Below are 24,826 nucleotides of genomic sequence, written 5' to 3'. Positions count from 1 at the left end.
GAAACCAATCAGCCCCCCTCGCCTTCCCTTCGGTTCAGTGGCGCCGCCGGCGCCGACCAGGGTGTGATGCGTGGAGGTTCTCTGATGAAAAAGGCACTGGTATTGGCGCTGTTGGGCGCCACAGGGCTGGCGGGTCCGGCGGCGGCCGGCGGCTTCTATCTCCAGGAACAGTCGGTGCGTGGCGCTGGGCGCGCCTATACCGGTGAGACGGCCGACACCGGCGTGTCGTCCCTGTGGTGGAATCCCGCCGCCATCGCCCGCTCGCCTCGTGAAGTCTATGTGGGCGCGCATGCGGTGTTCGTGGACGCCCAGATCAACAATGATGGATCGACCATCACCTATCCCGGCGGCGTGACCGCGCCGGTGCAGGGGGAGCCTCGGGCCTTCAATCCGATCCAGAACGGGGTCGCTCCGAATTTCGCCATCGCTACGCCGGTGGGCGAACGCTTCGCGCTGGGCCTGTCAGTCGCCGCCCCCTACAACTTCACCACCGAGTATCGGGACAACGCCTGGGCCCGCTATGATGGCCTGGAGTCGGGCTTGACCACCGCCGACGTGCAGCTGACCGGGGCCATGCAGGTCACCGATTGGCTCGACCTGGGGGCCGGCGTCAGCGCCCAGTACACCCAAGCCACCCTATCGACCGCCTATCCGAACCTGGCGCCGGGCGCCCCAGACGGGGTTTCTCAGCTGAAAGGCGAAGGCTGGGACTTCGGCTGGACCGTGGGCGCCCAGGCGCACCTGGACACCCTCACCCTCGGCGCCAGTTATCGCTCAGCTATCGAGCATGACCTTGAGGGCGACGTCCGGGTCGTCGGACTGGCGGGTCCGCTGGCTCCGTTCAACACCGACACGGGCGGCTCGGCCAATTTTTCGACCCCCTGGATCGCGACCCTGGGCGCCCGCTGGCAGGCCACAGAGCGGCTGGCCCTCAACGCCCAGATCAATCGCATCGGCTGGAGTGAATTCGACGCCATCAGTGTGACATCGCCCAGCGTCAACCAGACCCTTCCCCAGCGCTACAATGATGTCACCACCGGGGGTGTCGGGGTGGACTATCTGGTCAATCCGCGACTGACCCTGCGGGCCGGAGCCCAGTACGACCCGACCCCGACGCCGGACGCCCTGCGCAGCGCCAGGGTTCCAGACGGGGACCGCTGGCTCTACGGCGTCGGCGCCACCGCGCGCCTGACCGACAGCCTGCTGATGGATGCGGCGGTTTCCTATGTCAGTTTCGAAGACAGCCGGGTCAATCATGACACCGTCTTCTATGAAGGCACGCCCGCCCAGACCACGACCCGCCTGCGGGGGGACGTGAGCGGCGAAGGCGCCATTCTGTCCCTGGGTCTTCGCAAGACCTTCTAGACGATCACCTCACCGGCCTGAGCCGCTCAGTTGACCTCGGTCTTCTTGGGCGGCTCAGGCGGCATGGGGGCGACGGGGACGCCATCCTCCACCAGGGCCTTCACCTCAAGGGGCGTGGCCTGGCCATAGATGCCCCGGTCCTCGGAGCGTCCCTCGTGGATGGCGCGGGCCTCGGCAGCGAAGGCGTCGCCGACATTGTCGAAGTTCTCCTCCACATGGCGACGGACCTTGCTCAGCGCCTCCATCATCACCGCCCTGGCCTGGGGCGGGAGGTCTGGGCTGTTGCGCTTGGTGCCGGCCACCGCAGGGGCCATGATCTGCTTTCGCACCTCACGGGTCCCGCACATGGGACATTCCAGCAGGCCGCGCCCCTTCTGGTCATCAAAATCCGTAGAGGCGGAGAACCAGCCTTCGAACTCATGTCCATGCTCGCAGGCCAGGGCGTAGCGGATCATGGCAACGGGACCGGCCCGGAAAAGGGCTGGGCGTTGGCCAAGGCCGGGATGGCCTGACGCGACTTGGCCACCAGGCCAAGGTCCAGATCAGCGAACAGGACCCCAGGCTCGTCGTGGTCGAGCTTGCCCAGCACCTCGCCCCAGGGCGCGATCGCCAGGGTGCGGCCATAGGTGCCCCGTCCATCCTCATGGAAACCGCCCTGGGCCGGCGCCAGGACGAAACTGCCGGTCTCGATCGCCCGGGCCCGCAGCAGCACCTCCCAATGGGCCGCGCCGGTCGGCCGGGTGAAGGCCGCTGGAACGGTCAGAATCTGGGCCCCCGCCAAGGCCAACGCCCGGTGCAGGGCGGGGAAGCGGATGTCGTAGCAGATGGTCAGGCCCAGCACTGCGCCCTCGGCTGCGGCGACCACGGCCCGGTCGCCGGGCGCATAGGTCGCCGATTCCCGGGCGGTCTCGCCGGTGGGCAGGTCCACGTCGAACATGTGCAGCTTGTCGTAGGTGGCCGCGATCTCACCCTGCGGGGTGATCAGGGCGCTGCGATTGGCCGCCTGGCCGTCCTCCCGGCGCACCAGGGCCGAGCCGACCAGCAGACTGACTCCCAGGGTCCGCGCCGCCTGCCGCATACCCTGCACCACAGGATCGTCCTCCAGGGAGGTCAGCTGCGGCAGCAGGACTTCCCGGTCCTTCTGCAGAATATTGGTCCCCTCCGGCGTGAGGATCAGCCGGGCGCCCCCTTGAGCGGCGCGGCTGATGAGGGGCGCCACGTGATCAAGGGCCGCGGCGTGGCTGGCCGGCGTCCGGGTCTGGATGAGGGCGACGCGGAGGGTCACGGGGCTGGCGCTCACCGGCTCAGTCTTGACCCAGCAGCGCGTCGAGCTCGCCCGAACGCTCCAGGTCCATCATGTCGTCGCAACCGCCGATATGGCGATCGCCGATGAAGATCTGCGGAAAGGTGTTCCGGCCCGACCGCCGGTTCATTTCCTGCCGCTTTTCTGGATCGAAGGCCGCCTCGATCTCAGTGAATTCGACGCCCTTCTTCTCGAGCAGCGCCATGGCGCGCACGCAGTAGGGGCAATAGGGCTTGGTGTAGAGGGTGACGTTTGGCATGTCGGCGATAAGGGACGTCCTGGTCGAAATGTCCAGACCTGCGCCGTAGGGCCGCAGATCATCAGGGAGTGGCCGCGGCTTTCACCCGCGCGACCACGGCGAGATCGACGCGCGCTGCGCCTGCGGCGAGCAGGGCCCGCGCGCAGCCTTGGGCGGTGGCGCCTGTGGTCAGAACGTCGTCGACCAGCAGGATGTTGCGCCCGGCCACCTGACGGGTCCGCTCCGGCGGCACATGGAAGGCCCCGGCCACATTGCGCTGGCGGCCCGAGCCGGACTTCCCCCCCTGGCTCTCGGTGGCCCGCCGACGGACCAGAGAGTCGGGCAGATAGGTCCGTCCCCGCAGGCGGGCCAGCCCCCGGGCGATCTCGGCCGCCTGGTTGAACCGGCGGGTGAACAGCCGGCCCCGGTGGAGGGGCACCGGCGCGATGGCGTCGGCCTCCTCCACCAGCTGGTCGGCGGCCCGCGAAATCCAGCGGGCGAACAGCGGCGCCAGGTCCTGGCGGTCGGCATGCTTGAACTGCAGGATTGGATCGCGGGAGGTCTCGTCATAGAGACAGGCCGCCCTCGCCCGGGAAAAGGCCCGTGGCCGGGCCTCACAGGCCACGCACCGCGCGCCGGGACCCAGGACGTATTCGAACGGCGCGCCGCAGCCGTCGCAGACCGGCCCATCGATGAAGGTGATCTTCATCCAGGCCTGCGCCGACAGGCCCGGCGAGAGGGGCCTTGGCCCCGTATCCAGGGCGAGTGGTGGAAAGACGAGGTCGAGCAGGCCGCGTCCGGCCGATTTCAGCCGCAGCCCCGGTTTCCAGACGCGGCCCGACAGGCCATCTTGCAGGCTCATGTCACCTGCTCCCCCCAGACTGTTCGACCGCGCCCTGGTGCGCCGGCGCCTCGCCCGCGCGGCCCAGGGCTTTCGCCAGGCCGACTTCCTCCACCGCCGCGCCGCCCAGGATGCGGTGGAGCGGCTCGAAGCGATCATGCGCGACTTCCCCACGGCCGTCGATCTTTCGGCGCGGCGGGGCGCCTTCGCCGAGGCGTTGGCGCAAAGCGACGCCCGTCCGCGCATCGGCGCGGTGATCGAGTCCGACTATGCCGCCGCCATGCTGGCCGGCCGCCCCGGCCCCCGGGTCGTGGTCGATGAGGAGCATCTGCCCTTCGCCCCGGCCAGCCTCGACCTGGTGGTCTCGACGCTCAGCCTGCACTGGACCAATGATGTGGTCGGCGCGCTCATCCAGATCAGGCGGGCCCTGCGGCCAGACGGCCTGTTCATCGGCGCCTTCTTAGGCGGTTCGACCCTGTTTGAGCTGCGCCGTTCGCTGATCGACGCCGAGGCCGAGCTGACCGGCGGGGCCGGCAGCCGCATCTCTCCCTTCGCCGACGCCTCTGACGCCGCGGGCCTGCTGCAGCGGGCGGGCTTCGCCCTGCCGGTGGCCGATGTAGACCGGGTGACCGTGCGCTACGCCCATCCGCTCAAGCTGATGGCCGACCTGCGCCAGATGGGGGAGACCAACGCCCTGGCCGATCGCCACCCCCGGGCCCTGACCCGGCAGGTGCTGGCCCGGACCTTCGAGCTCTATCAGGAGCGGTTCGGCGAGGCCGACGGCCGTATCCCGGCCACCTTCGAGATCCTCACCCTTACCGGCTGGGCGCCCCACGCCAGCCAGCAGCAGCCCTTGAAGCCCGGCTCGGCCAAGATGCGACTGGCCGACGCCTTAGGCGTGGAGGAGAACCCGCTGCCGCGGGGGGAGGACTGAACAGCCCTCAGCCCAGGGCGTCGGCGACGCTGATCAACAGTTCGTAGATCTGGGCGCGCAGGGCGCCGGCGGCGGTGATGATGACGAGGCCGAGCAGGGAGGCCAGCAGGGCGTATTCGATCGCCGTCGCGCCTGACCGGTCCCGCGTAAAGCGCCTCAGACCAGATCGCGCAGCCAGGCTGCCAGCGGCGCGTCGGCCGGTGGCATCGGATAGTTCCTGAGCTCGTTTGGCTTCACCCATGCGAGGGCCTTGTGTTCTTTCGCGGTGACGAACCCGCTCCAGCGCCGGCAGAGGTAGAGTGGCATCAGCAGGTGAAAGGACTCATAACCGTGGCTCGCGAATACAAAGGGCGCCAGGCAGGCGTGGGTCACCTGGATGCCCAGCTCCTCGTCCAGCTCGCGGATCAGGCAGGCTTCCGGCGTCTCACCGACCTCCACCTTGCCGCCGGGAAACTCCCAGAGGCCGGCCAGCTGCTTGCCCTCTGGGCGCTGGCAGATCAGCACGCGGCCGTCGGTGTCAATCAGGGCCGCGGCGGCGACCAGGAGCATTGGCTTTTCCGTCATGCCTCTCCATTCCCGCCCTGAGCCAGGAATGCAACAGGACTGAACAATCAGGCGGTCGATGGAGCCGCCCGTCTCCTATGGGTTGACTTCGCACCTGCGAAAGACGATGTACGCCTCGCGCCCTGATTGGCGCTATCGGTGCTCCAGCCCGCGTGAGGGCCTCCTGAAAATGGGGGTTCGGCCTGTTGAGCGCCCTAAGAGATCGCATAGATCGCCCCGCCACGCGGGGGCTTTCCCCAAACTGACCCGCGTCCAGCGACCCTTGCAGAGCAAGCGGCCGCGTTCGGCGCACTCCGAAAGACTGTAAGTCACTTGACCCAATTTTCTGAACTCGGCCTGGCCAAACCTCTTCTGAAGGCCCTGGCCGACCAAGGCTATGAGACCCCGACCCCGATCCAGGCCAAGGCCATTCCGGGCGTGCTCTCCGGCCGTGACATCCTGGGCATCGCCCAGACCGGCACCGGCAAGACCGCCGCCTTCGCCCTGCCGATCCTGCACCGCCTGGCGGCCGACCCCAAGCCCGCGCCCCGTCGCGGCTGCCGGGTGCTCGTCCTGTCGCCGACCCGCGAACTGGCCACCCAGATCGCCGAGAGCTTCCGCACCTATGGCCAGCACCTCGGCCTGACCGTCACCGTGATCTTCGGCGGCGTGAAGTATGGCGGCCAGATGCGCGCCATGGCGCCGGGCGTCGACGTGCTCGTCGCCACCCCGGGCCGTCTGATCGACCATCTGGGCGAGAAGACCGTGACCCTGCAGGGCGTCGAGACCTTCGTCCTCGATGAAGCCGACCAGATGCTGGACATGGGCTTTATCCTGCCCATCCGCCGCATCGTGAAGCACATCCCCGCCCAGCGGCAGAACCTGTTCTTCTCGGCCACCATGCCGACCGAGATCGGCAAGCTGGCCGGCGAACTCCTGAAGGATCCGCTCAAGGTTTCGGTGACCCCGCAGGCCACCACCGTCGAGCGCATCACCCAGAAGGTGCTGTTCGTCGAACAGACCCGCAAGCGCGCCCTGCTGGCCGAGCTGTTCGCCGAGAAGGACTTCAAGCGTGTCATCGTCTTCACCCGCACCAAGCGCGGCGCTGACCGGGTGGCCAAGAGCCTGGAACAGGGCGGCGTGGAAGCCTCGGCCATCCACGGCGACAAGAGCCAGGGCCAACGCGAGCGGGCGCTGGCTGACTTCAAGGCCGGCAAGATTCGCGCCCTGGTGGCCACCGACATCGCCGCCCGCGGCATCGATGTCGACGCCGTCAGCCACGTGGTGCAGTACGAACTGCCCAACGTGCCGGAGGCCTATGTGCACCGGATCGGCCGTACGGCCCGGGCCGGCGCCGACGGCTCGGCCATCGCCTTCTGCGCCGATGACGAACGCAATCTGCTCCGCGACATCCAGAAGGTGACGCGACAGACCATCCCGTCCTTCGACCGTCGCAACGACAAGGGCCTGGCCCTGATGACCAAGGCCATCGCCGACGTCACGCCGGAAGAGCCCCGTCTGCCCTCGGGTCGCTCGCGCGATCCGCGCAATGACGTGCCCGCCGCCCTGCGCCAGACCCGCGGTCGTCGGCCTGACCAGAACCGTGGCGGCGAAGGCCGTGGCGGCGGTCAGCCCCGTCGTGACGGCGCCAAACCCGCCCAGGCGGCCAAGGCCGGCGCCGGCGGCGGCGGCGGCGGCGGCGATCGCTTCCGTGGTCCCAAGCGCGAAGGCGCAGCCAAGGCCTGGAGCCCGATCGACTAGATCGGCCTGATCCATCCACGAGCGACGACTTGTTCGTCGCTCGTGCGTTGGGTCCTGGATATCGACAGGACCTACGACCCCTCCATGACTCTCAGAACCACCCTGCGCGCCGCAACGCGCCAGGATCACGACCGCGTCGACCAACTCGGCGGCGCCTTCGATCTCACCCGTTCCAAGGACTACCAGGCCTTTCTGCAGGCCCACGCCGCGGTGCTGCCCGGCATCGAACAGGCTCTGGACGCCGCACCGGCCGAACACCTGCCGCCGGCTTGGCCGCAACGGCGCCGCGCGCCGGCCCTGGCCGCTGATCTGGCGGCCCTGGGCCTGGCCTCGCCCCCGGCCGCAAGCACCGTCGACCTTCCTGACCGGGCGACGCGCCTGGGCGCCCTGTATGTTCTGGAGGGCTCACGCCTGGGCGGGGCGATCCTGCGCCGCCGGCTCGCCGAGGCGCAGCCCACTGCCCCCGACGCCTATCTCGCCCACGGTCAGGGCCTGTCGCTCTGGCGCAGCTTTGTCGAGTGGCTGGACGAAAAGAGCCTGGACGCATCCCAGACAGAGGCGGCCGTGCATGGCGCCCGGCAGGTCTTCGGCGCCTTCGAGACGGCGTTCAGAGACGCCACAACGCCCGCGCCATAGCCGATCGGACCGGGCCGGCCAATCGACCGAAATGGTCCGCTACCCGACAGACTCGCGAGCGTCTTTGCTATTGCATGCCCGGTGAAGCTCCCGCCGACGCAGCCCCGTTCTCGCGTCTCCCCGCCCCCGAAAATGAGATCGAGTTCGCGGCCTTGTCCGATGTCGACCTGACCAATTGCGATCGCGAGCCCATCCATCTGCTGGGCCAGATTCAGCCGTTCGGCTTTCTGCTGGCGGTGACGGGGCAATGGATGGTGGCGCACGCCTCGGACAACGCCCAGGCCTTTCTGGGCAATGCGGCTGAGGACCTGATCGGTCAGTCGCTCACCGAGGTGCTCGACGGCCATGCGGTGCACGAGATCCGCGGTCGCCTGCAGATCATGCGCGGGGCCGACTCGGTGGAGCGGGTGTTCAACCTGCCCCTGCGAGCCGGCGGCGAGCCCTTCGACATAGCGGTTCACTATTCCGGCGACCTGCTGGTCATCGAGGCTGAGCCCAGCCGGGCCGAATCCTCTCTGGAGGCCGCATCCGCCGTGCGCTCCATGGCCAATCGGGTGGCCGAGCGGAAGACGATGGAAGACATCGTCCATGAGGCCGCCCGCCAGGTCCGCGCGCTCACCGAATTCGACCGGGTCATGGTCTATCGCTTTGACCAGGACGGGGCAGGCGAGGTGGTGGCCGAATCCGTACGCCCGGGGATCGGCTCATTCCTCGGCCAGCGCTATCCGGCCTCGGACATCCCGCAGCAGGCCCGCGCCCTTTACGAGCGCAGCTGGCTGCGCATCATCGCCGACATCAACGCCGAGACGCCGAAGGTCCGCCCGGCGCTTGGCCCCAGCGGCGGGCCGCTGGACCTGTCCATGTCGATGCTGCGGGCCGTCTCGCCGATCCACATCGAATATCTGCGCAACATGGGGGTGGGCGCCTCCCTCTCCATCTCGATCCTGCGGCAAGGCAAGCTGTGGGGCCTGTTCGCCTGCCACCACTATGGGCCGCATCATGTGTCCTATGAGCGGCGCACCGCGGCTGAACTCTTCGGGCAGATCTTCTCCTACATGCTGGAAAGCCGCGAGCAGGCCACCGAGGCCCGCCACGTGGAGCGGGCGCGCAACCTGCATGACCGACTGGTCAGCTCCGTGGCCACCGCGTCCGGTCCCGAAAGCCTGACGCCCTTCATGGGCGAACTCTGCGCCCTGGCCGGTTGCGAGGGCGTGGTCGTCCATATGGGGGGGCAGACCGCCACCCATGGCGCCAGCCTGTCGCCGGACCGTCTGAAGACCCTGACGGACTTCCTCGACGCCCGGACCGCCCAAGGGGTGTTCCACACCCACCAGCTCGGCGCCCACCTGCCCGAGGCCAAGGACTGGCCCGAGGCGGCCGGCGTCATCGCCGTGCCCCTGTCGCGGGAGCCTGGGGACTACCTGATCTTCCAGCGGGCGGAGATCGTCCGCGAAGTGGCCTGGGCCGGTGATCCGAACAAGGCCGTCACCGTCGGACCCCTCGGCGCCCGCCTGACTCCCCGCCAGAGCTTCGAGACCTGGAAGGAGACCGTCCGCGGTCAGTCGCGGCCCTGGTCGGCCTCGGAACTGGCGGCGGTGGACAGCCTGCGCCTGACCCTGCTGGAGGTGGTCATGCGGCTGACGGACCTCGCCAACGCCGAGCGCGGCAAGGCCCGGCACCGGCAGGAAGTGCTGATCGCCGAGCTGAACCACCGGGTGCGCAACATCCTGGGCCTGATCCGCGGCCTGATCTCCCAGAGCCGTGACGGGGCGACCAACGTCCAGGAGTTCTTCGATGTGGTGTCGGGTCGGGTGCAGGCCCTGGCCCGGGCCCATGACCAGATCACCCAGCAGCACTGGGGTCCCGGCGCCCTGCGCGAGTTGATCCGTGGCGAGGCCGAGGCCTATCTGGCGTCCAGGGCCGACCGGCTGATCCTCTCAGGCCCTGAGGTGCTGATCGAACCCCAGGCCTTCTCGACCCTGTCCCTGGTGGTCCACGAACTGGTGACCAATTCGGCCAAGTACGGCGCCCTGTGCGACAGCCGCGGCCAAGTCCATGTGAACTGGAGCACCGACGCCTCGGGCGCCCTTGATTTCGCCTGGCGCGAGGAAGGCGGGCCCGCGGTCCACGTCCCCACCCGACGCGGGTTCGGCTCCACCATCATCGAGCGTTCGATCCCCCACGACCTGGGGGGCGAGGCGGAGGTGGTCTTCGACCCGGCCGGCCTGCAGGTGGCCCTGCGGGTCCCAGGACGCTTTGTGGTCGAGGGCGCCCCGGCCGCCACGGACCGGGCCGGGGCGCCGGCCCCCGATGGCCGCATCGCAGGACCCGAGCATGTGCTGGTGGTCGAGGACAATATGATCATCGCCCTCGACCTCGAGGGCGTGCTGCTGAAGCTCGGCGCCGGTCAGGTGAGCCTGGCCTCCACCGTCGGCGCGGCGCTTGAGGCCATCGATGCGGCTCGCCCGGACTTCGCCTTCCTCGACCTCAATCTGGGGGATGAGACCAGCCTGCCGGTGGCTGAACGGCTAAAGGCCGAGGCGATCCCCTTCGCCTTCGGCACCGGATTTGGCGATCAGGCCGACCTGCCTGAACAGCTCTCCGGGGTCACCATTATCAGCAAGCCCTATTCGGAAAAGGCCCTGCGCGAGGCCCTGACCCGCCGGTCCTGATCGATCAGGACCGGTAGTCGCCGTTGATCGCCACGTACTGCTTGGTCAGGTCGCAGGTCCACATGCTGGCGCTGGCCTTGCCCACGCCCACGTCGATGAAGACCTCAAGCTCCTGGCGCTTCATGTAGGCGCTCATCTTGGCCTCGTCATAGGTGGGCGAGATCAGGCCATCCTGGGCGGCCCAGTGCTCGCCAAACCGCACCGACAGCTCATCGCGGTTCACTGGCTCGTCGGCCCGACCGACGGCCATGACGATCCGCCCCCAGTTGGCGTCCTCGCCGGCGAAGGCGGTTTTGACCAGCGGGCTTTCGGCGACCGTGCGGGCGATCTTGCGGGCGGAGACCGGGTTCTCGGCGCCGGCCACCGTGATCTTGACGAACTTCGTCGCCCCCTCCCCGTCCCGCACCAGTTGCAGGGCCAGGTCGAGGAGCACCCCCTCGAGCTTTTCGCGGAAGTCGGCCAGCCGCTTGTCGCCGGCCCGAGTGATCTTCGGCGCGCCCGATTGGCCGGTGGCGAACAGCATCAGGGTGTCGTTGGTCGAACGGTCGCCGTCCACCGTCACGCAATTGAAGGTGGTGCGCACATAGAGGTTCACCAGGCTCTGCAGGGCCGGTGCGGAAATGGCCGCGTCGGTGGCCACGAAGGCAAGCATGGTCGCCATGTCCGGCGCGATCATGCCCGAGCCCTTGCAGATGCCGGCGATGCGGACCGGAGTCCCATCGATCATGGCCTCAGCCGTCGCCCCCTTGGGAAAGGTGTCGGTGGTCATGATCGCCCGGGCGGCGGCGGCCCAGCCGTCCGGCGTCAACTTCTGTTCCACCTCGGGCAGGCGCTGGGTGATCTTGGCGTCGTCGAGGAGCACGCCGATGACGCCTGTGGAGGCCACCATCACGTCCCGTTGCCGGCAATCGAAGCGCTTGGCGACCGCCGAGGCGACCCGGCGCACGGCGTCGGCGCCGGGCTTGCCCGTAAATGAATTGGCGCAGCCCGCGTTGACCACAAGGGCGCGGACTTCGGTTCCCTTGGTGGCGGCAAGCTGCTTCTGGCACCAGTCTACGGGCGCCGAGCCCACCTTGTGGCGGGTGAAGACGCCGGCGGCCGTGGTTCCGGGATCAAAGCTCATGACCAGGAGGTCGTCGCGCTCATGCTTGTAGAAGCCGGCCTGGCCAGTGGCCAGGCGCACCCCGGCCACCGGAGGCATGGCCGGGAACGGCACGACCAGGGGGGACACGGGCAGGGCGCCCTTGGCCGGTTTCGGCGCATGGGGCGTCGCCTCCAGGGCGCGGCTGGTCTTGTCGGCGCGCTTCAAGGCCGCGCGCTTGATGGCGCTGGCCAGGGGATCAAGGGCGCGCTCGATCTTCTGGCCCATCACTTCGCCGACGCTTTCGGTGGCCCGGACCGCTGACCTCGCCGCTGGAGCCGGACCAGGGGTCGCCGAGGTCTTGGTTTTGTCGGGGGATTTGCGGGCCACTACTTGGCCTCCGGGGTCTTGGCCACAGGCGCCTTAGTCGCGGGCGCGCTGGCTGATGGAGCCTGCGTCTTCGGCGGCGGCGCGGCGTCCGCCGGCTCGACCGGCGCGCCGGGCACGTCCTGGGCGGCGCCGATCAGGGTCTCGACCTTGGCCCGACCGCGCAGCTTCTCCAGCAGGTCGCGGACCTGATCATAGGTCAGAAAGCGGATGATCTGGGGCCGCGCGGCCTCCAGGGTGATGGGCTCCTCCAGGCGGCGGTCCTCAATACGGACCACGGCGAAGCCGCCCTCGACCTCGAAGGGACCCACCACATCGCCGGTCTTGGCGTCCTTCAGGGCGCCCTCGTAGGCCTCGGGCATGACGTCGGTGGTGAAATAGCCGAGGTCGCCGCCATTGAAGCGGGTGGCCGCATCGGTCGAGCGCTCCATGGCCAGGGCCTCGAAGGAGGCGCCCGTGGACAGCAGACTCTTCACGGCCTCGCCCTCCTCCTGGGTGGCCACCAGGATCTGACGGGCGCGGATTTCCTCCGACTGGCGGGCGAGCTTGAGCTGCTCCTGATAGAGGCCCCGAATGGCGTTCTCGTTCACCGCGCTCGAAACGACATTCTCGACAAGCATGTCTCCAAGGATGCGCTCCCGGGCCGCGGCCAGTCGGCGTTGGGCGACCGGATCCTCGTCCAGATTGCGCTTGAGCGCCTCGGCGGCCAGCAGCTTCTGGTCGATCACCTCGTCCAGCACCCGCCGAAACAGGTCAGACGAGATATCCAGGGGCTCGCCCTCGCCGATCAGGGCTTGGGCGACGGCCTCGCGCTTGACGTCAGAGGCCCAGACCGTCCTGCCATCGACCCGGGCCACGGCCTCATCGCCAGGCTGGGGCGGACGCTCGTCGCCGCCACGGTCGCCGCAGGCGGCGAGCATGAGGCCCACGGCGGTCAGTACGGCCGCCAGACCGCCGAAACGATTGGGTTTTGCTCGGGTCATTGACAGCATCCCTCGAGCGCTGGGACGAGACCCAGGCGCAGTCCGTCCCTAGCCATTTCCCCCGCGGGATGCAAAGGTTGCCGCGATCATAACTCGGCGTCCGCATCAGAAGCAGACCGCCGGATCGCATTCATTCGGGAGAATTACATATGCGCGAAGCCGTTATCGTTTCCTATGCCCGCACCGGGCTCGCCAAGTCGGGCCGCGGGGGCTTCAACATGACCCCGACCATGAGCATGGGCGCGCACGCGGTCAAACACGCGGTCGAACGTTCGGGAATCGATCCGGCCGCCATTGAAGACTGCATTATGGGCAATGTGGCCCACGGTTCGGGCAATCTGGGGCGTCAGGTGGCCCTGCTGGCCGGCCTGCCGATCACCACATCGGGCTCGACGGTCAACCGCTTCTGCTCCTCGGGCCTCAACACCATCGCGACGGCGGCCAACTATGTGCGCAATGACGGCGCCGACGCCGTGGTCGCTGGCGGCGTGGAATCCCTGTCGATGCCCGGCGGCGGCGGCGGTCGCGAAAACATCGACCCGGCCCTGATCCAGAAGTACCCGGCCATCTTCATGCCGATGATCGACACCGCCGACATCGTCGCCGAGCGCTACAAGGTCAGCCGTGAGTCGCAGGACCAGTATTCGCTGGAATCCCAGCAGCGCATGGCCGCGGCCCAGCAGGCGCAGAAGTTCAAGGACGAAATCGTCCCCATGAAGACCAAGATGAAGCAGGTCAACAAGGAGACGAAGGAAGAGACCGTCGTCGACTACACGGTCGATCGTGACGAGTGCAATCGTCCCGAAACCACCCTGGAAGGCCTCGCCAAGCTGCAGCCCGTCCGTGGTGAAGGCAAGTTCATCACCGCCGGCAACGCCAGCCAGCTGTCCGACGGCGCCGCCGCCGTGGTGATCATGGACTCCAAGGCCGCCGAAAAGGCTGGTCTGAGCCCCATGGGCGCCTTCAAGGGTTGGGTCGTCGCCGGTTGCGAGCCTGACGAAATGGGCATCGGCCCGGTCTTCGCCATTCCGCGCCTGCTGGAGCGTCATGGCCTGAAGGTCGACGACATCGACCTGTGGGAGCTGAACGAGGCCTTCGCCTCCCAGTGCCTCTATTCCCGCGACAAGCTGGGCATCGACCCTGAAAAGTACAACGTCAATGGCGGCTCCATCGCCATCGGACACCCCTATGGCATGACCGGCGCCCGTCTGGCCGGCCACATCCTGCAGGAAGGCAAGCGCCGCAGCGCCAAGTACGCTGTGGTCTCCATGTGCATCGGCGGCGGCATGGGCGCGGCCGGCCTGTTCGAAGTCTACTGATCTCGTAAGAACGAACCGGAGGCGGCGGGCGGAACACCGCCCGCCGCCTTTATTCTCAGGGGCGCCGCGCCTCAAAGGTCAGCACTTGATCGCCCGTCCGAGGCGGACGGCCGCGCACATAGTTGCCGGTCACCGAAACCTCGACGAATCCGGCCGCGCCCAAGGCCAGGGCGAACTCCTCCCGTCCCCAGCAACGTTGCGCCATCGGCTCCATATGAGCCTCGACCAGACGGTGATCGCGCCAGCGCTCGTACCTGAGCATCGACTCGATGCGCTGGGCCGCCCAGTCGGTCTTCACCCGAACCCCCTCAAGGGTCAGCAGATCACCATCGGGCGTCGTCCACCTGCGGCGGTCGGCGCCATCGTCCCGAAGCGCCGACAGGCCCTGCAGGTCCAGCACCAGCAGGCCGCCGGGGTGGAGCTGGTCGTGGAAACGACGCAACACCGCCATCGCCGCTTCAAACCCGTCGATCAGAGAGAAGGTCCCCACCGGCATGACGATCGCATCAAAGAGCCGGTCATAGGCGAAGTCCTCCAATCTCTGGAGGCTAAGGTCGGGGGTGAATCCGGCCGTCGCGCAACGGCTTCGGCAAAGGTCGAGCATGTCGGGGCTGGCGTCAAACCCGGCGATACGGAGGCCCGCCTCCAGAAAAGGCAGCAGCGTGCGTCCGGTCCCGCAGGCAGGTTCCAGGATCTCACCCCGAAATCCGTTGAATCGCGTGAGGTGAAAGGCGGTGTCGGGCAACGCGCCCAGCGGCTTGTCGATGTCATAAATCTGTGCGGCGAGCGCGCCGTAGCGGTTCACCAGCAGGGTGGAGTCGTTGGATTTCAGCATGGAGCTGCCTTCGAAGGCCTTGAACCTGCCGCCTGCAAGGGCGGTCAGGGCGGCGCACATAACAAAAACCTCGTCCAGAGCGGCGCCCGGGACGGGAGTGAAGCCGACGATGAACGTGGCGGTTATGGCGAGGTTAAGCCTTCATAGTGGGTCGATGGTACGAGGCCATGGCGCGCGGTCAAGTGGCGCATAAGTTGAGCCTGCGTTGACACTGGGGGGGCCGCTGCTTAAGTCTCGGCCTCGCTCAAAGAGCGGGATTCCGGGCAGGCGAAGGTCAGACGGCGCGCCGTGCGCAACGCCCGCGACCCCGCATCGACCGCATTCTCGGACGCCCCCGCACATGTTTTTCCAACGGCTCTTCGGCTCCTCTCCCGACCGTAAGATCAAGGCCTTCCAGGCCCGGGTCGCCAAGATCAACGCCCTCGAACCTCAGATGGAGGCGCTGTCGGACGAGCAGCTGCGCGGCAAGACCGAGGAATTCCGCGCTCGTCTGGCCAAGGGCGAAACTCTCGACCAGCTGCTCGAGGAGGCCTTCGCCGTCGTTCGGGAGGGTTCGAAGCGGACCATCGGCCTGCGCCATTTCGACGTGCAGATGGTGGGCGGCATGGTCCTGCACCGGGGCGGCATCGCCGAGATGCGCACGGGCGAGGGCAAGACCCTGGTGGCCACCCTGCCGGTCTATCTCAATGCGCTGGAGGGCAAGGGCGTCCACGCGATTACGGTCAACGACTATCTGGCCCAGCGCGACGCCGAGTGGATGGGGCAGATCTACACCTTCCTGGGCATGAGCGTGGGCGTCATCGTCCATGGCCTGTCGCAGGGCCAGCGTCAGGCGGCCTACCAGTCGGACATCACCTACGGCACCAACAACGAATTCGGCTTCGATTATCTGCGCGACAACCTAGCCTATGAAACCACCGAGATGGTCCAGCGGGGCCATAACTTCGTGATCGTCGACGAGGTGGACTCCATCCTGATCGACGAGGCCCGCACCCCGCTGATCATCTCCGGCCCCACCGAGGACCGCAGCGAGTTCTACAAGACCATCGACGTCCTGGTGAAGGAGCTGATCAAGGATCCGGAGAACTTCGACCTGGACGAGAAGCAGCGCCAGGTCCTGCTCACTGAGGTCGGCTCCGAGCGCATCGAGGAGATGCTGGAACAGAGCGGCCATCTGGTGGAGGATTCCGCTGGCCTCTACGATCCGGCCAACGTCTCGGCGGTCCACCATGTGAACCAGGCCCTGCGGGCCAACGTCCTCTACACCCGCGACAAGGACTATATCATCCGCGCAGGCGAGGTGATCCTGATCGACGAGTTCACCGGCCGCATGATGCAGGGCCGCCGCCTGTCCGAAGGCCTGCACCAGGCCATCGAGGCCAAGGAAGGCGCCAGGGTCCAGCCCGAGAACCAGACCCTGGCCTCGGTGACCATCCAGAACTATTTCCGGCTCTACAAGAAGCTGTCGGGAATGACCGGCACGGCCTCCACCGAGGCGCAGGAGTTCGGCGACATCTACAAGATGGAGGTCGTCGAGATCCCCACCAACAGGCCTGTCACCCGGGTGGACGAGGACGACGAGGTCTATCGCACCGGCGCCGAGAAGAACCAGGCCATCCTCAAGCAGATCGCCGACTGCTTCGTGCGCGGCCAGCCGATCCTGGTGGGCACGGTGTCTATCGAGAAGTCCGAGCTGCTGTCTGAACTGCTGAAGACCCATGTTTTCGAGCACGAAGGCCAGACCCGCACCGGCATTCCGCACAATGTGCTCAACGCCCGCTATCACGAGCAGGAAGCCCTGATCGTCGCCGACGCCGGCGTGCCAGGCGCGGTGACCATCGCCACCAACATGGCCGGCCGCGGCACCGACATTCAGCTGGGCGGCAGCATCGACATGCGCCTGTCTCGCTGGCGTGACGAACAGCGGGGCCTCGGCATCGAGCCTGACGCAGAGGCCTATCTGGCGCGGCGCCAGGAGATCGAGGCCGAGATCGTCGAGCTGAAGGAAAAGGCCCTGGGGGCCGGCGGTCTCTATGTGTTGGGCACTGAACGTCACGAGAGCCGACGGATCGACAACCAGCTCCGCGGTCGGACCGGCCGCCAGGGGGACCCGGGACGCTCGAAATTCTTCCTGTCCTGCGAGGACGACCTGCTGCGCATCTTCGCCGGCGACCGGCTGGACTCGATCATGCGCACCTTCGGCGTCCAGGAAGGCGAGGCCATCACCCACAAGTGGCTGAACGGCGCTATCGCCACCGCCCAGAAGAAGGTGGAGCAGCGCAACTACGAGATCCGCAAGAACCTCCTCAAGTACGACGACGTAGTCAACGACCAGCGCAAGGCCGTGTTCGAGCAGCGCCAGGAGTTCATGGAGGCCGAAGACCTCACCGACGTCATCGCCGAGATGCGCGGCGACACCATCGAGGACATGGTCAACCGCCACCTGCCGCCCAAGGCCTATGCCGAGCAATGGGACGTGGACGGGCTAGACGAGCGGGTCCGGGAAATTCTTGGCCTGGATCTGCCGATCAAGGCTTGGGCCGCCGAGGACGGCATCGCGAACGAAGAAATCTTCGAGCGGGTCACCGAAGCGGCTAACGCCCGCGCCGCTGAGCGCGAGGTGGCGCTGAGCCCCGAGCGGATGCGTCATCTGGAAAAGAGCTTCCTGTTGCAGACCATCGACCTGCAGTGGCGCGAGCATCTTATGCACCTGGACCACCTGCGCAATGTCATCGGCCTGCGCGGCTATGGTCAGCGCGACCCGCTGAACGAGTACAAGACCGAGGCCTTCTCCCTGTTCGAGAAGCTGCTCACCGACCTGCGTCACAACGTGACCAAGTGGATGATGACGGTGGAGATCCAGATGGAGCCGCCGCCGCCGCTGCTTCAGCCTGAGCGGTTGATTGAAGTCCACCTGGACCCGCTGACCGGGGAAAACGCCGCCACCGCAGGCGCGCTGCCTTCTGGCATGGCTCGGGAACAGCGACAGGCCCTGCCGATCTCGTCCCTGCCGGCGGGCTGGGAGCAGACCGGCCGCAATGCGCCCTGCCCCTGCGGGTCTGGCAAGAAGTTCAAGCATTGCCATGGGGCGCTGGTCTAGACGAGCGCCCCCGCGCCGCCCCTTCCGTCGCAGGCGTCTCCCACGTTAGGGTGAAGCTCTGCAGGGGAGGCTGACCTCGTCGAGGCCTACGTCCTGTGGTCGCCATCCGTGGCTCAAGGGGACGCCCACGCCATCAGCCGGCGCGAGGAGTTCGTCCGGCGCATGACCCCGGAGCAGCTTGCCGACGCTCAACGCCGGATGAGCCGCCCCAACCCCCGCTGACCGTTTTCATGACCGCCCCTGCGGGCGCGGGCTTGCTTCGCAAGTTATATTGTAACATCATTTGTGCTTGATCCTTGGAGCCGGGGGGCCGTGATGCTGCAACTGGAATTCTGGACGGGCCGGATGCGCCTGCTGGGCCTGATCGCCGTGGCGATCAGTATCGCCACCTGGGCCATGGAGCTCACCGGCCTGGTCTATGTCTGCCCCTATTGCCGGACCCAGCGGACGGTGATTGGCCTGCTGGGCCTGCTGATGCTGACCCCTAATCCCGGCTTCTGGATCAGCCGTTATGTGGGCGCGGTCCTTGGCGTATTCGGCCTGGTGGTGGGCGCGACCCAGCACTTTGCGGGCTGGCGCAAGATCATGAAGGGCGAGTTCGTCCTCTCGCCCAAGGTCTATGACGACGCCTTCCTGCTGTCAGGCGCGGCCATCTTCATCATCACAGCCCAGGTGCTGCTGCTCTACGCCTATCGCAAGCCGGCGCCGGCGGTCGCGAACGAGCCTGTTACTCCCGCAGGGTGACGAAGGTTTCGCTCTCGATCAGCCACTGACCGCGGACCTTCGTCCAGACGGCCAGGTACCAGCCGGCGATGTGCTCGCCCTGACTGCGGGAGACAGCCACCCAGGCGCCCCGCTCGGCGGCCCGCGCGCCCGCGCCGTCCAGCTCCACCGCCTCAGGCGTACGGACAAAGGCCTCGAAGTCCGGATCGGCGAACTGGGCGGCGAAGGCGGCGATCACCGCCTCGACGCCCGTGATCAGGGTTCCGTCGCCGACGATGACGTTCACGCTGGCGACGAAAAAGGGCTTCAGCCGCGCCGCCTCCTTGGCGGCGATCAGCTTATTGGTCAGGCGGCGGCGGGCGAGGATGGCGTCGATGGGCGTGGTCAAGGCTCGACCACCACGGTGCCGACCTTGGTCCCGGCCTCCACGGCCTCGTGGGCCGCGGCGCAGTCTTCCAGGGGATAGGTCCCGGCCACCGACAGGATGGCTTGCCCCGTTCCGATCCAGGCGGTGATGTCGGCCTGGGCCCGGCGTCTGGCTTCATGGGGGCTGACGGGCAGATAGACCCCGTGGATCGACAGGTTCAGCCCCATCAACACGCCGGCGGGGATCACCGGCTCGCGGCTCCCCTTGGTGGCGTAATAGGCCACCGAGCCGTTCAGGCTGACGCTGGCCAGGGTCGAGGCGGCGTTGCCGCCAAGGTCCACCTCGACCACGTGATGCACCCCCTGGCCGCCGGTCAGGTCGCGCACCCGGGCGGCCACGTCCTCGCGGCGATAGTCGATGGTGTGGTCGGCGCCGCCGGCCCTGGCCCGCTCGGCCTTGTCGGCGCTGGAGACCGTGGCGATCACCGTGGCGCCCGCCCACTTGGCCAGTTGCACCGCATAGTGGCCCACAGCGCCGGCTCCGCCGGTCACCAGCACCGTGCGGCCCTGGACCGGTCCGGCCAGGAACAGGGCCCGGTGGGCCGTCATGCAGGGAATGCCGAGCGTCGCGCCCTGGGCGAACGACACATTGTCGGGCAGCGGGCGGATCAGGTCGACGTCCAGCTCGATATATTCCGCCGCCGCGCCGAAGGCCCGGCCATTGCGCTGGCCATTGTAGAACCAGACCCTGCGTCCGACCCAACCTGGCGACACCCCGGGCCCCACGGCCTCGACCACGCCGGCTCCATCGCTGTGGGGGATGATCCTGGGATAGGCCATGGGCGCGCCCGAAGCCCCGCCCCGCATGCCCACATCGGACGGATTGACCCCTGAGGCCTTCACCGCGATCAGCACCTGGCCTTGCCCGGCCTGAGGCGTGGGCAGGTCCCCCAGTTGCAGCACCTCGCGGGCAGGGCCGGTTTGGTCGTACCAGACAGCGCGCATTTGACCTCCAGGATGGCTCACCGCCCCTGGATGACCCGCCGCGGCGGGCGAGACAAGTCCAGCCCTTCCGCAACGGCGCCCCTTCGTTGCGTCGCCCGCCTCGTCTATGAACGGGGTTCACCTTACGCCGGAGACGAGACCATGGCTGAACCCGACCTGTTTGCGCCCCTCAGTTTCCCGCACGGGCCGGCGATGAAGAACCGCTTCATGCTGGCGCCGCTGACCAACACCCAGAGCCACGCCGACGGGACCCTGTCGGACGACGAATTCCACTGGCTGACCCTGCGGGCCAAGGGCGGCTTTGGCCTGACCATGACCTGCGCGGCCCACGTCCAGAAGATCGGCCAGGGCTTTCCCGGACAGCTGGGCGTCTTTTCCGATGATCATTTGCCGGGCCTCACCCGCCTGGCCGCCGCCATCAAGGCCCAGGGCAGCGTCGCGGTCCTGCAGCTGCACCATGCCGGCAACCGTTCGCCGGGGGAGCTGATTGGTGAGGCGCCGGTCTGTCCGTCCGACGACGCCGACACCGGCGCCCGGGCGCTGACCGAGGCGGAGGTCGCCGACCTCATCGAAGCCTTCATCGCCGGCGCCGAGCGCTCCAAGCGGGCGGGCTTCGACGGGGTCGAGGTGCATGGCGCTCACGGCTACATCCTCTGCCAGTTCCTCTCAGCCGATCTCAACCACCGGACGGACGCCTATGGCGGTTCGCCCGAGAACCGCGCCCGGATCATCGTGGAGATCGTCGAGGGGATCCGCGCCCGCTGCGGCGAGGACTTCCTTCTGGGCCTGCGCCTGTCGCCGGAGCGCTTTGGCCTGAAGCTGACCGAGATCCGCGACCTGGCCGCCAAGATGCTGACCCATCCGGCGCTCGATTTCCTCGACATGTCTCTCTGGGACGTTCGCAAGGAGCCGACGGAGGCCGAGTTCAAGGGGCGGAGCCTGATGTCCTACTTCGCCGACCTGCCCCGGTCCGGCGTCCGCCTGGGCGTGGCCGGCAAGATCATGACCGGCCAGGATGCCCGCGACGCCCTGGGCGCCGGCGCCGACTATGTCCTGATCGGCCGCGCCGCCATCCTGCACCATGACTATCCGCGCAAGGTCGAGGCTGATGCGGACTTCACGCCCGTCGCCCTGCCCGTGACCCGCGCCCATCTGGCCGCCGAAGGCCTGAGCCCGACCTTCATCACCTATATGAACAACTGGCCGGGCTTCGTCGCCCAGGACCAGACGGAGGACGCCCTGTGAGACAAGACGCCGAATTCGACATCATCGTCTATGGCGCCACCGGCTTCACCGGCCGGCTGGTGGCCGAACACCTGGCCAAGCGCTACGGCGTCGGGGGCGAGGTGAAGTGGGCCATGGCTGGACGCAGCGCCGACAAGCTGGCCGCCGTCCGCGACGAGATCGGCGCGCCCGCCGAGACACCGTTCGTCGTCGCCGACGCCGATGACAAGGCCTCGCTCAAGGCCATGGTGGAGCGCACCAAGGCGGTGATCACCACCGTGGGTCCCTACCAGCTCTACGGGAACGATCTGGTGGCCGCCTGCGCCCTGGCCGGAACCGACTATCTCGACCTCTGCGGCGAGCCGGTCTGGATGCGCCACATGATCGACGCCCACGAGGCGAAGGCGAAGGAGACCGGCGCGCGGATCGTCTTCTCCTGCGGCTTCGATTCCATCCCGTTCGAGCTCGGCGTCTTCTATCTGGCACAGGAGGCCAAGAAGAAATTCGGCCACGCCCTGCCCCGGGTGAAGGGGCGCGTGCGCAAGATGAAGGGCGGTTTCTCCGGCGGCACCGCCGCCAGCCTGAAGGCGACCATGGCCGCCCTGTCCAAAGACCCCAGCCTGTTCGCCCTGATGGTCGACCCCTTCGTCCTGACCCCGGGCTTCAAGGGGCCCGAACAGCCCAAGGGCGACAAGGTGGAGGAGGACGCCGACCTGGGCGCCACCGTCGGCCCCTTCATCATGGCCGCCATCAACACCCGCAATGTCCATCGCTCGAACCTGCTGACCGGCCACGCCTATGGCGAGAACCTGGTCTATGACGAGATGGTGGTGGTCGATCCCAACGCCCCGCCGGCCCCGGCCCTGGGCGCCGAGGGCGGTCCCAAGCCCGGCGAAGGCCCCAGCAAGGAAGAGCGCGAGACCGGTTTCTTCGACGTCCTGTTCATCGGCCTGGGCGAGGGCGGCGAGCAGATGCGCGTCGCCGTCACCGGCGACAAGGATCCGGGCTATGGCTGTACGTCCAAGATGATCGGCGAAGCCGCCATTTGCCTGATCAACGAGGCGACCGACACGCCGGGCGGCGTCTGGACGCCGGGCGCCGCCATGGGGATGAGGCTGGTCGAACGGCTGCGGGCCAATGCCGGGATGACCTTCGAAGTCGAGGCCTGATCGGACCGCTCCTCCGCTCCGGGTTGATTTTACGACGTAAATGTAACAGTGAGGTTGTCGTGGTTCCTGCGATCAACCCGCTGTTCTGAGGTCTGATGCCCCGAGTCCTGACCGAGTCTGACGTCGCCGACTTCCGCGACCGCCTCTGCGAGGTGGCCGAAAGACTGTTCGCCGAGCGGGGACCGGAGGCCGTGACCATGCGCCAGCTGGCCTCAGCCCTGGGGGTCAGCCCCATGACCCCCTACCGCTATTTCAAGGACAAGGACGACATCCTGGCGGCCGTGCGCACAGCCGGCTTCGACCGTTTCGCCGAGGCTCTGGAGGCGGCTTATGCAAAGCCCGGGGACGCCCGGGCCAGGGGCGCAGCGGTGGGCGAGGCCTATGTGACTTTCGCCTTCGAACACCCTCAGACCTACAAGCTGATGTTCGACATGTATCAGCCCAATGAGGCCGACTATCCGGAATTGGCCCGCTCCGCCAACCGCGCCCGGGCGACCATGAGCCAGTATGTCCGCAGCCTGGTGGAGTCCGGCCACCTGGCCGGCGACCCGGTTCGGATCGGCGAGATGTTCTGGGCTTCGACCCATGGCTGCATCGTGCTGGAGATGGTGGGCAAGCTGCCCCAAGGGGGGGCGCGCAAGCTGATCGCCGAAGTGATCCCGGCCATCTCCCGGGGCCTTCGCCCACTGACCTGAGCGGGCCGATCGACCTTGACGCGCCCTGGGTCAAGCCGGGCAACCTCCTCCGCAACGAAAAGCAGGGAGCGCGCCATGAGCCAGGTTCAACCGTTCGAGGTTCAGTGGGACGAGGCCAGGGTGGCCGACATCCTGGGCAAGGTCGGCGCCTATGAATGGCCGCCAATCCCTGAGGTCCCCGACGGCTGGGCCTATGGCTGCGACGGGGCCTGGCTGAAGAGCCTCTGCGACCATTGGACGGGCGGCTATGACTGGCGGGGCGCCGTGGCCGAGCTCAATCGCTTCCCGCAGTTCACCGCCCGGGTCGAGGACTTCGATCTGCACTTCGTCCATGTGGTGGGCGAGGCTGGCGGCAAGCGCCCCCTGTTGATGTCCCATGGCTGGCCCGGGTCGCACTACGAGTTCTGGGAGGTGATCGAGAGGCTCGCCTTCCCGTCCCGCTTCGGCGGCGATGCGGCTGATGCCTATGACCTGGTCATTCCCTCCCTGCCCGGCTTCGGATTCTCGTCCAAGCCGTCCCGCCCTATGGGCCAGCGCAGCACCGCGCGGCTGTTCAACACCCTGATGACGCAGGTGCTGGGCTATCAGACCTATCTGGCCCAGGGCGGCGACTGGGGCTCAATGATCACCTCGTGGCTCGGGCTCGACCACGCCGCCCATGTGCGGGCCATTCACCTCAACATGATGGCCTTCCGCGCGCCGGGCGGGCCTCAGACCCCGGAAGAGACCGCCTGGATGACCCGCCAGGCGGGGATGATGGACGTGATGGGCGCCTATTTCCGCCTGCAGGCGTCAAAACCGCAGTCTCTGGCCTGGCTGGGGGCGTCCAATCCAGTCGGCCAGGCCGCCTGGATCGCCGAGCGCTTCCACGACTGGTCGGATCTGCGGACCAAGGGCTTTGAGGCGGTCTATTCCAAGGACCGGCTGCTGACCAACATCATGCTCTATGTGATGACCGACAGCTTCGCCACCGGCGCCTGGTACTATCGCGGCATGCTGGAGGAAGGCGGCGTGGCCCTGCAGCCAGGCCAGCGCTGTGAGACGCCGACCGCCTTCGCCAACTTCCCCGGCGAAGCCCTCTACCCCGCCCCGCCCCGCTCCTTCGCCGACCGGGGCTACAATATCGTCCGCTGGACCGACATGCCGAGCGGCGGCCATTTCGCGGCCATGGAGGAGCCTGATCTCTTCGTGGACGATGTGAGGGCGTGGGGTAGAACGGCGGGATGACCGCCCGCTACGACTTCGCCTCCGACAACACCGCCCCGGCCGCCCCAGAAGCCATGGCCGCCCTGAACGCCGCCAATGCAGGCTTCGCCGCCAGCTATGGCGCTGACGCCACGGTGGCCCGGGCGGCCGATCTGATCCGGGGCATGCTGGACGCCGACGCCGAGGTCCGCTTCGTCACCTCCGGCACGGCGGCCAACGCCATCTGCCTGGCGGCCCTGGCCCGGCCCTTCGAGGGCGTCCTGGCCCATCGGGACTCCCATGTCGCCACCGACGAGACCGGCGCGCCCGGCTTCTTTGGCCATGGCTTGGCGATCCAGGGCCTGGAGGGCGTTTCAGGCCGCATTGACCCGCAGGCCCTGGCCGCCGCCCTGGCGCGCCCCGAAAGCGCCCACGCCCAGCCGCCGGCGGCCCTGTCCCTG

General features: G+C 67.8%; 24 protein-coding genes. 13 read left to right on the top strand and 11 right to left on the bottom strand.

Annotation, left to right across the window (positions count from 1 at the left end; all coding sequences use genetic code 11):
• Positions 1–84: 84 nt before the first annotated feature.
• Entirely contained in the window at positions 85–1,365 is a 1,281-nt protein-coding gene (locus Q7V15_RS10920; protein ID WP_304755591.1) for an OmpP1/FadL family transporter, read from the top strand.
• Between the two features lie 26 nt (positions 1,366–1,391).
• On the opposite strand, the gene Q7V15_RS10915 is transcribed toward Q7V15_RS10920, so the two are convergent.
• From Q7V15_RS10915 to Q7V15_RS10900, 4 genes are all read right to left on the bottom strand, one after another.
• Positions 1,392–1,820, bottom strand: a complete 429-nt coding sequence (locus tag Q7V15_RS10915; protein ID WP_304755590.1) for a DUF1178 family protein — start codon at positions 1,818–1,820, stop codon at positions 1,392–1,394.
• The gene (locus Q7V15_RS10910; protein WP_304755589.1) at positions 1,817–2,665 is read right to left on the bottom strand and encodes a carbon-nitrogen hydrolase family protein; all 849 of its coding nucleotides are present in this window, start codon (positions 2,663–2,665) and stop codon (positions 1,817–1,819) included. Before Q7V15_RS10910 ends, Q7V15_RS10915 begins: the two co-directional genes overlap by 4 nt.
• A gap of 4 nt (positions 2,666–2,669) precedes the next feature.
• Positions 2,670–2,927, bottom strand: a complete 258-nt coding sequence (gene grxC, locus Q7V15_RS10905) for a glutaredoxin 3 (RefSeq protein ID WP_304755588.1) — start codon at positions 2,925–2,927, stop codon at positions 2,670–2,672.
• Positions 2,928–2,988: 61 nt separating this feature from the next.
• Positions 2,989–3,768, bottom strand: coding sequence for a ComF family protein (locus Q7V15_RS10900; protein ID WP_304755587.1), 780 nt, complete (start codon positions 3,766–3,768; stop codon positions 2,989–2,991).
• Between Q7V15_RS10900 and Q7V15_RS10895 the strand changes: the two genes are divergently transcribed.
• Complete coding sequence (locus tag Q7V15_RS10895; RefSeq protein WP_304755586.1) at positions 3,767–4,681, top strand: methyltransferase domain-containing protein; 915 nt, start codon at positions 3,767–3,769, stop codon at positions 4,679–4,681. The genes Q7V15_RS10900 and Q7V15_RS10895 overlap by 2 nt on opposite strands.
• 7 nt (positions 4,682–4,688) lie before the next feature.
• Here the strand turns inward: Q7V15_RS10895 and Q7V15_RS10890 are convergent, their stop codons facing one another.
• Together Q7V15_RS10890 and mutT are read right to left on the bottom strand one after the other, a co-directional pair.
• Positions 4,689–4,922, bottom strand: a complete 234-nt coding sequence (locus Q7V15_RS10890; RefSeq protein ID WP_304755585.1) for a Flp family type IVb pilin — start codon at positions 4,920–4,922, stop codon at positions 4,689–4,691.
• Positions 4,838–5,245 (bottom strand): 8-oxo-dGTP diphosphatase MutT, encoded by a 408-nt coding sequence (mutT, locus tag Q7V15_RS10885; protein WP_304755584.1) that lies wholly within the window; start codon positions 5,243–5,245, stop codon positions 4,838–4,840. Before mutT ends, Q7V15_RS10890 begins: the two co-directional genes overlap by 85 nt.
• Before the next feature lie 312 nt (positions 5,246–5,557).
• On the opposite strand from mutT, the gene Q7V15_RS10880 reads away from it, so the two are divergent.
• The 3 genes from Q7V15_RS10880 (at position 5,558) to Q7V15_RS10870 (ending at position 10,293) form a co-directional block, all read left to right on the top strand.
• Positions 5,558–6,985: a DEAD/DEAH box helicase gene (locus Q7V15_RS10880; RefSeq protein WP_304755583.1), complete on the top strand. Its 1,428-nt coding sequence runs from the start codon at positions 5,558–5,560 to the stop codon at positions 6,983–6,985.
• An 84-nt stretch (positions 6,986–7,069) separates the two neighbouring features.
• A complete protein-coding gene (locus Q7V15_RS10875; RefSeq protein WP_304755582.1) occupies positions 7,070–7,621 on the top strand; it encodes a biliverdin-producing heme oxygenase in 552 nt (183 codons plus the stop codon).
• Positions 7,622–7,773: 152 nt separating this feature from the next.
• Complete coding sequence (locus tag Q7V15_RS10870) at positions 7,774–10,293, top strand: HWE histidine kinase domain-containing protein (protein WP_304755581.1); 2,520 nt, start codon at positions 7,774–7,776, stop codon at positions 10,291–10,293.
• A gap of 4 nt (positions 10,294–10,297) precedes the next feature.
• Here the strand turns inward: Q7V15_RS10870 and argJ are convergent, their stop codons facing one another.
• Together argJ and Q7V15_RS10860 are read right to left on the bottom strand one after the other, a co-directional pair.
• Positions 10,298–11,509, bottom strand: a complete 1,212-nt coding sequence (gene argJ / locus Q7V15_RS10865) for a bifunctional glutamate N-acetyltransferase/amino-acid acetyltransferase ArgJ (protein ID WP_370689804.1) — start codon at positions 11,507–11,509, stop codon at positions 10,298–10,300.
• Between the two features lie 254 nt (positions 11,510–11,763).
• Entirely contained in the window at positions 11,764–12,744 is a 981-nt protein-coding gene (locus Q7V15_RS10860) for a peptidylprolyl isomerase (RefSeq protein WP_304755580.1), read from the bottom strand.
• 149 nt (positions 12,745–12,893) lie between these two features.
• Between Q7V15_RS10860 and Q7V15_RS10855 the strand changes: the two genes are divergently transcribed.
• A complete protein-coding gene (locus Q7V15_RS10855; protein WP_304755579.1) occupies positions 12,894–14,063 on the top strand; it encodes an acetyl-CoA C-acyltransferase in 1,170 nt (389 codons plus the stop codon).
• 55 nt (positions 14,064–14,118) lie between these two features.
• On the opposite strand, the gene Q7V15_RS10850 is transcribed toward Q7V15_RS10855, so the two are convergent.
• Positions 14,119–14,958: a class I SAM-dependent methyltransferase gene (locus tag Q7V15_RS10850; protein ID WP_304755578.1), complete on the bottom strand. Its 840-nt coding sequence runs from the start codon at positions 14,956–14,958 to the stop codon at positions 14,119–14,121.
• Between the two features lie 280 nt (positions 14,959–15,238).
• Here Q7V15_RS10850 and secA point away from each other — a divergent pair, with 280 nt between their 5' ends.
• Together secA and Q7V15_RS10840 are read left to right on the top strand one after the other, a co-directional pair.
• On the top strand, positions 15,239–17,998 hold the full coding sequence (secA, locus tag Q7V15_RS10845; protein ID WP_304755577.1) for a preprotein translocase subunit SecA: 2,760 nt from the start codon (positions 15,239–15,241) through the stop codon (positions 17,996–17,998).
• 312 nt (positions 17,999–18,310) lie between these two features.
• Positions 18,311–18,742, top strand: a complete 432-nt coding sequence (locus Q7V15_RS10840) for a hypothetical protein (protein WP_304755576.1) — start codon at positions 18,311–18,313, stop codon at positions 18,740–18,742.
• On the opposite strand, the gene Q7V15_RS10835 is transcribed toward Q7V15_RS10840, so the two are convergent.
• Both Q7V15_RS10835 and Q7V15_RS10830 read right to left on the bottom strand, forming a co-directional pair.
• Positions 18,726–19,109 carry a DUF4440 domain-containing protein gene (locus tag Q7V15_RS10835; RefSeq protein ID WP_304755575.1) on the bottom strand — a complete coding sequence of 128 codons (384 nt, stop codon included), beginning with the start codon at positions 19,107–19,109 and terminating at the stop codon, positions 18,726–18,728. The two genes, Q7V15_RS10840 and Q7V15_RS10835, sit on opposite strands and share 17 nt — an antisense overlap.
• Entirely contained in the window at positions 19,106–20,092 is a 987-nt protein-coding gene (locus Q7V15_RS10830; protein ID WP_304755574.1) for an NADPH:quinone reductase, read from the bottom strand. Before Q7V15_RS10830 ends, Q7V15_RS10835 begins: the two co-directional genes overlap by 4 nt.
• 141 nt (positions 20,093–20,233) lie before the next feature.
• On the opposite strand from Q7V15_RS10830, the gene Q7V15_RS10825 reads away from it, so the two are divergent.
• The 5 genes from Q7V15_RS10825 to Q7V15_RS10805 form a co-directional block, all read left to right on the top strand.
• The gene (locus Q7V15_RS10825; protein WP_304755573.1) at positions 20,234–21,337 is read left to right on the top strand and encodes an NADH:flavin oxidoreductase; all 1,104 of its coding nucleotides are present in this window, start codon (positions 20,234–20,236) and stop codon (positions 21,335–21,337) included.
• Positions 21,334–22,485 carry a trans-acting enoyl reductase family protein gene (locus Q7V15_RS10820; RefSeq protein ID WP_304755572.1) on the top strand — a complete coding sequence of 384 codons (1,152 nt, stop codon included), beginning with the start codon at positions 21,334–21,336 and terminating at the stop codon, positions 22,483–22,485. The genes Q7V15_RS10825 and Q7V15_RS10820 overlap by 4 nt, the downstream gene beginning before the upstream one ends.
• A 95-nt stretch (positions 22,486–22,580) precedes the next feature.
• Positions 22,581–23,180, top strand: coding sequence for a TetR/AcrR family transcriptional regulator (locus tag Q7V15_RS10815; RefSeq protein WP_304755571.1), 600 nt, complete (start codon positions 22,581–22,583; stop codon positions 23,178–23,180).
• Between the two features lie 75 nt (positions 23,181–23,255).
• Positions 23,256–24,407, top strand: coding sequence for an epoxide hydrolase family protein (locus Q7V15_RS10810; protein WP_304755570.1), 1,152 nt, complete (start codon positions 23,256–23,258; stop codon positions 24,405–24,407).
• Positions 24,404–24,826, top strand: a 423-nt coding sequence (locus Q7V15_RS10805) for a beta-eliminating lyase-related protein (RefSeq protein ID WP_304755569.1), incomplete at its 3' end; no start/stop codon positions are given. The genes Q7V15_RS10810 and Q7V15_RS10805, both read left to right, overlap by 4 nt.

Origin of the sequence: Phenylobacterium sp. (genome assembly GCF_030651755.1) — a bacterium.
In the GTDB taxonomy this organism is placed as follows: Bacteria; Pseudomonadota; Alphaproteobacteria; order Caulobacterales; family Caulobacteraceae; genus Phenylobacterium.
The sequence above is the reverse complement of the archived record's forward strand: the minus strand, read 5'-3'. Positions and strand labels throughout refer to the sequence as shown.

Excerpts from the sequence above, each read along its gene's own strand:
- Q7V15_RS10920 (WP_304755591.1), top strand. The coding sequence starts at position 85 with ATGAAAAAGGCACTGGTATTGGCGCTGTTGGGCGCCACAGGGCTGGCG.
- Q7V15_RS10915 (WP_304755590.1), bottom strand. The coding sequence starts at position 1,820 with ATGATCCGCTACGCCCTGGCCTGCGAGCATGGACATGAGTTCGAAGGC.
- grxC (WP_304755588.1), bottom strand. The coding sequence starts at position 2,927 with ATGCCAAACGTCACCCTCTACACCAAGCCCTATTGCCCCTACTGCGTG.
- Q7V15_RS10895 (WP_304755586.1), top strand. The coding sequence starts at position 3,767 with ATGTCACCTGCTCCCCCCAGACTGTTCGACCGCGCCCTGGTGCGCCGG.
- Q7V15_RS10900 (WP_304755587.1), bottom strand. The coding sequence starts at position 3,768 with ATGAGCCTGCAAGATGGCCTGTCGGGCCGCGTCTGGAAACCGGGGCTG.
- Q7V15_RS10890 (WP_304755585.1), bottom strand. The coding sequence starts at position 4,922 with ATGGGTGAAGCCAAACGAGCTCAGGAACTATCCGATGCCACCGGCCGA.
- mutT (WP_304755584.1), bottom strand. The coding sequence starts at position 5,245 with ATGACGGAAAAGCCAATGCTCCTGGTCGCCGCCGCGGCCCTGATTGAC.
- Q7V15_RS10875 (WP_304755582.1), top strand. The coding sequence starts at position 7,070 with ATGACTCTCAGAACCACCCTGCGCGCCGCAACGCGCCAGGATCACGAC.
- Q7V15_RS10860 (WP_304755580.1), bottom strand. The coding sequence starts at position 12,744 with ATGACCCGAGCAAAACCCAATCGTTTCGGCGGTCTGGCGGCCGTACTG.
- Q7V15_RS10855 (WP_304755579.1), top strand. The coding sequence starts at position 12,894 with ATGCGCGAAGCCGTTATCGTTTCCTATGCCCGCACCGGGCTCGCCAAG.
- Q7V15_RS10850 (WP_304755578.1), bottom strand. The coding sequence starts at position 14,958 with ATGTGCGCCGCCCTGACCGCCCTTGCAGGCGGCAGGTTCAAGGCCTTC.
- secA (WP_304755577.1), top strand. The coding sequence starts at position 15,239 with ATGTTTTTCCAACGGCTCTTCGGCTCCTCTCCCGACCGTAAGATCAAG.
- Q7V15_RS10830 (WP_304755574.1), bottom strand. The coding sequence starts at position 20,092 with ATGCGCGCTGTCTGGTACGACCAAACCGGCCCTGCCCGCGAGGTGCTG.
- Q7V15_RS10825 (WP_304755573.1), top strand. The coding sequence starts at position 20,234 with ATGGCTGAACCCGACCTGTTTGCGCCCCTCAGTTTCCCGCACGGGCCG.
- Q7V15_RS10815 (WP_304755571.1), top strand. The coding sequence starts at position 22,581 with ATGCCCCGAGTCCTGACCGAGTCTGACGTCGCCGACTTCCGCGACCGC.
- Q7V15_RS10810 (WP_304755570.1), top strand. The coding sequence starts at position 23,256 with ATGAGCCAGGTTCAACCGTTCGAGGTTCAGTGGGACGAGGCCAGGGTG.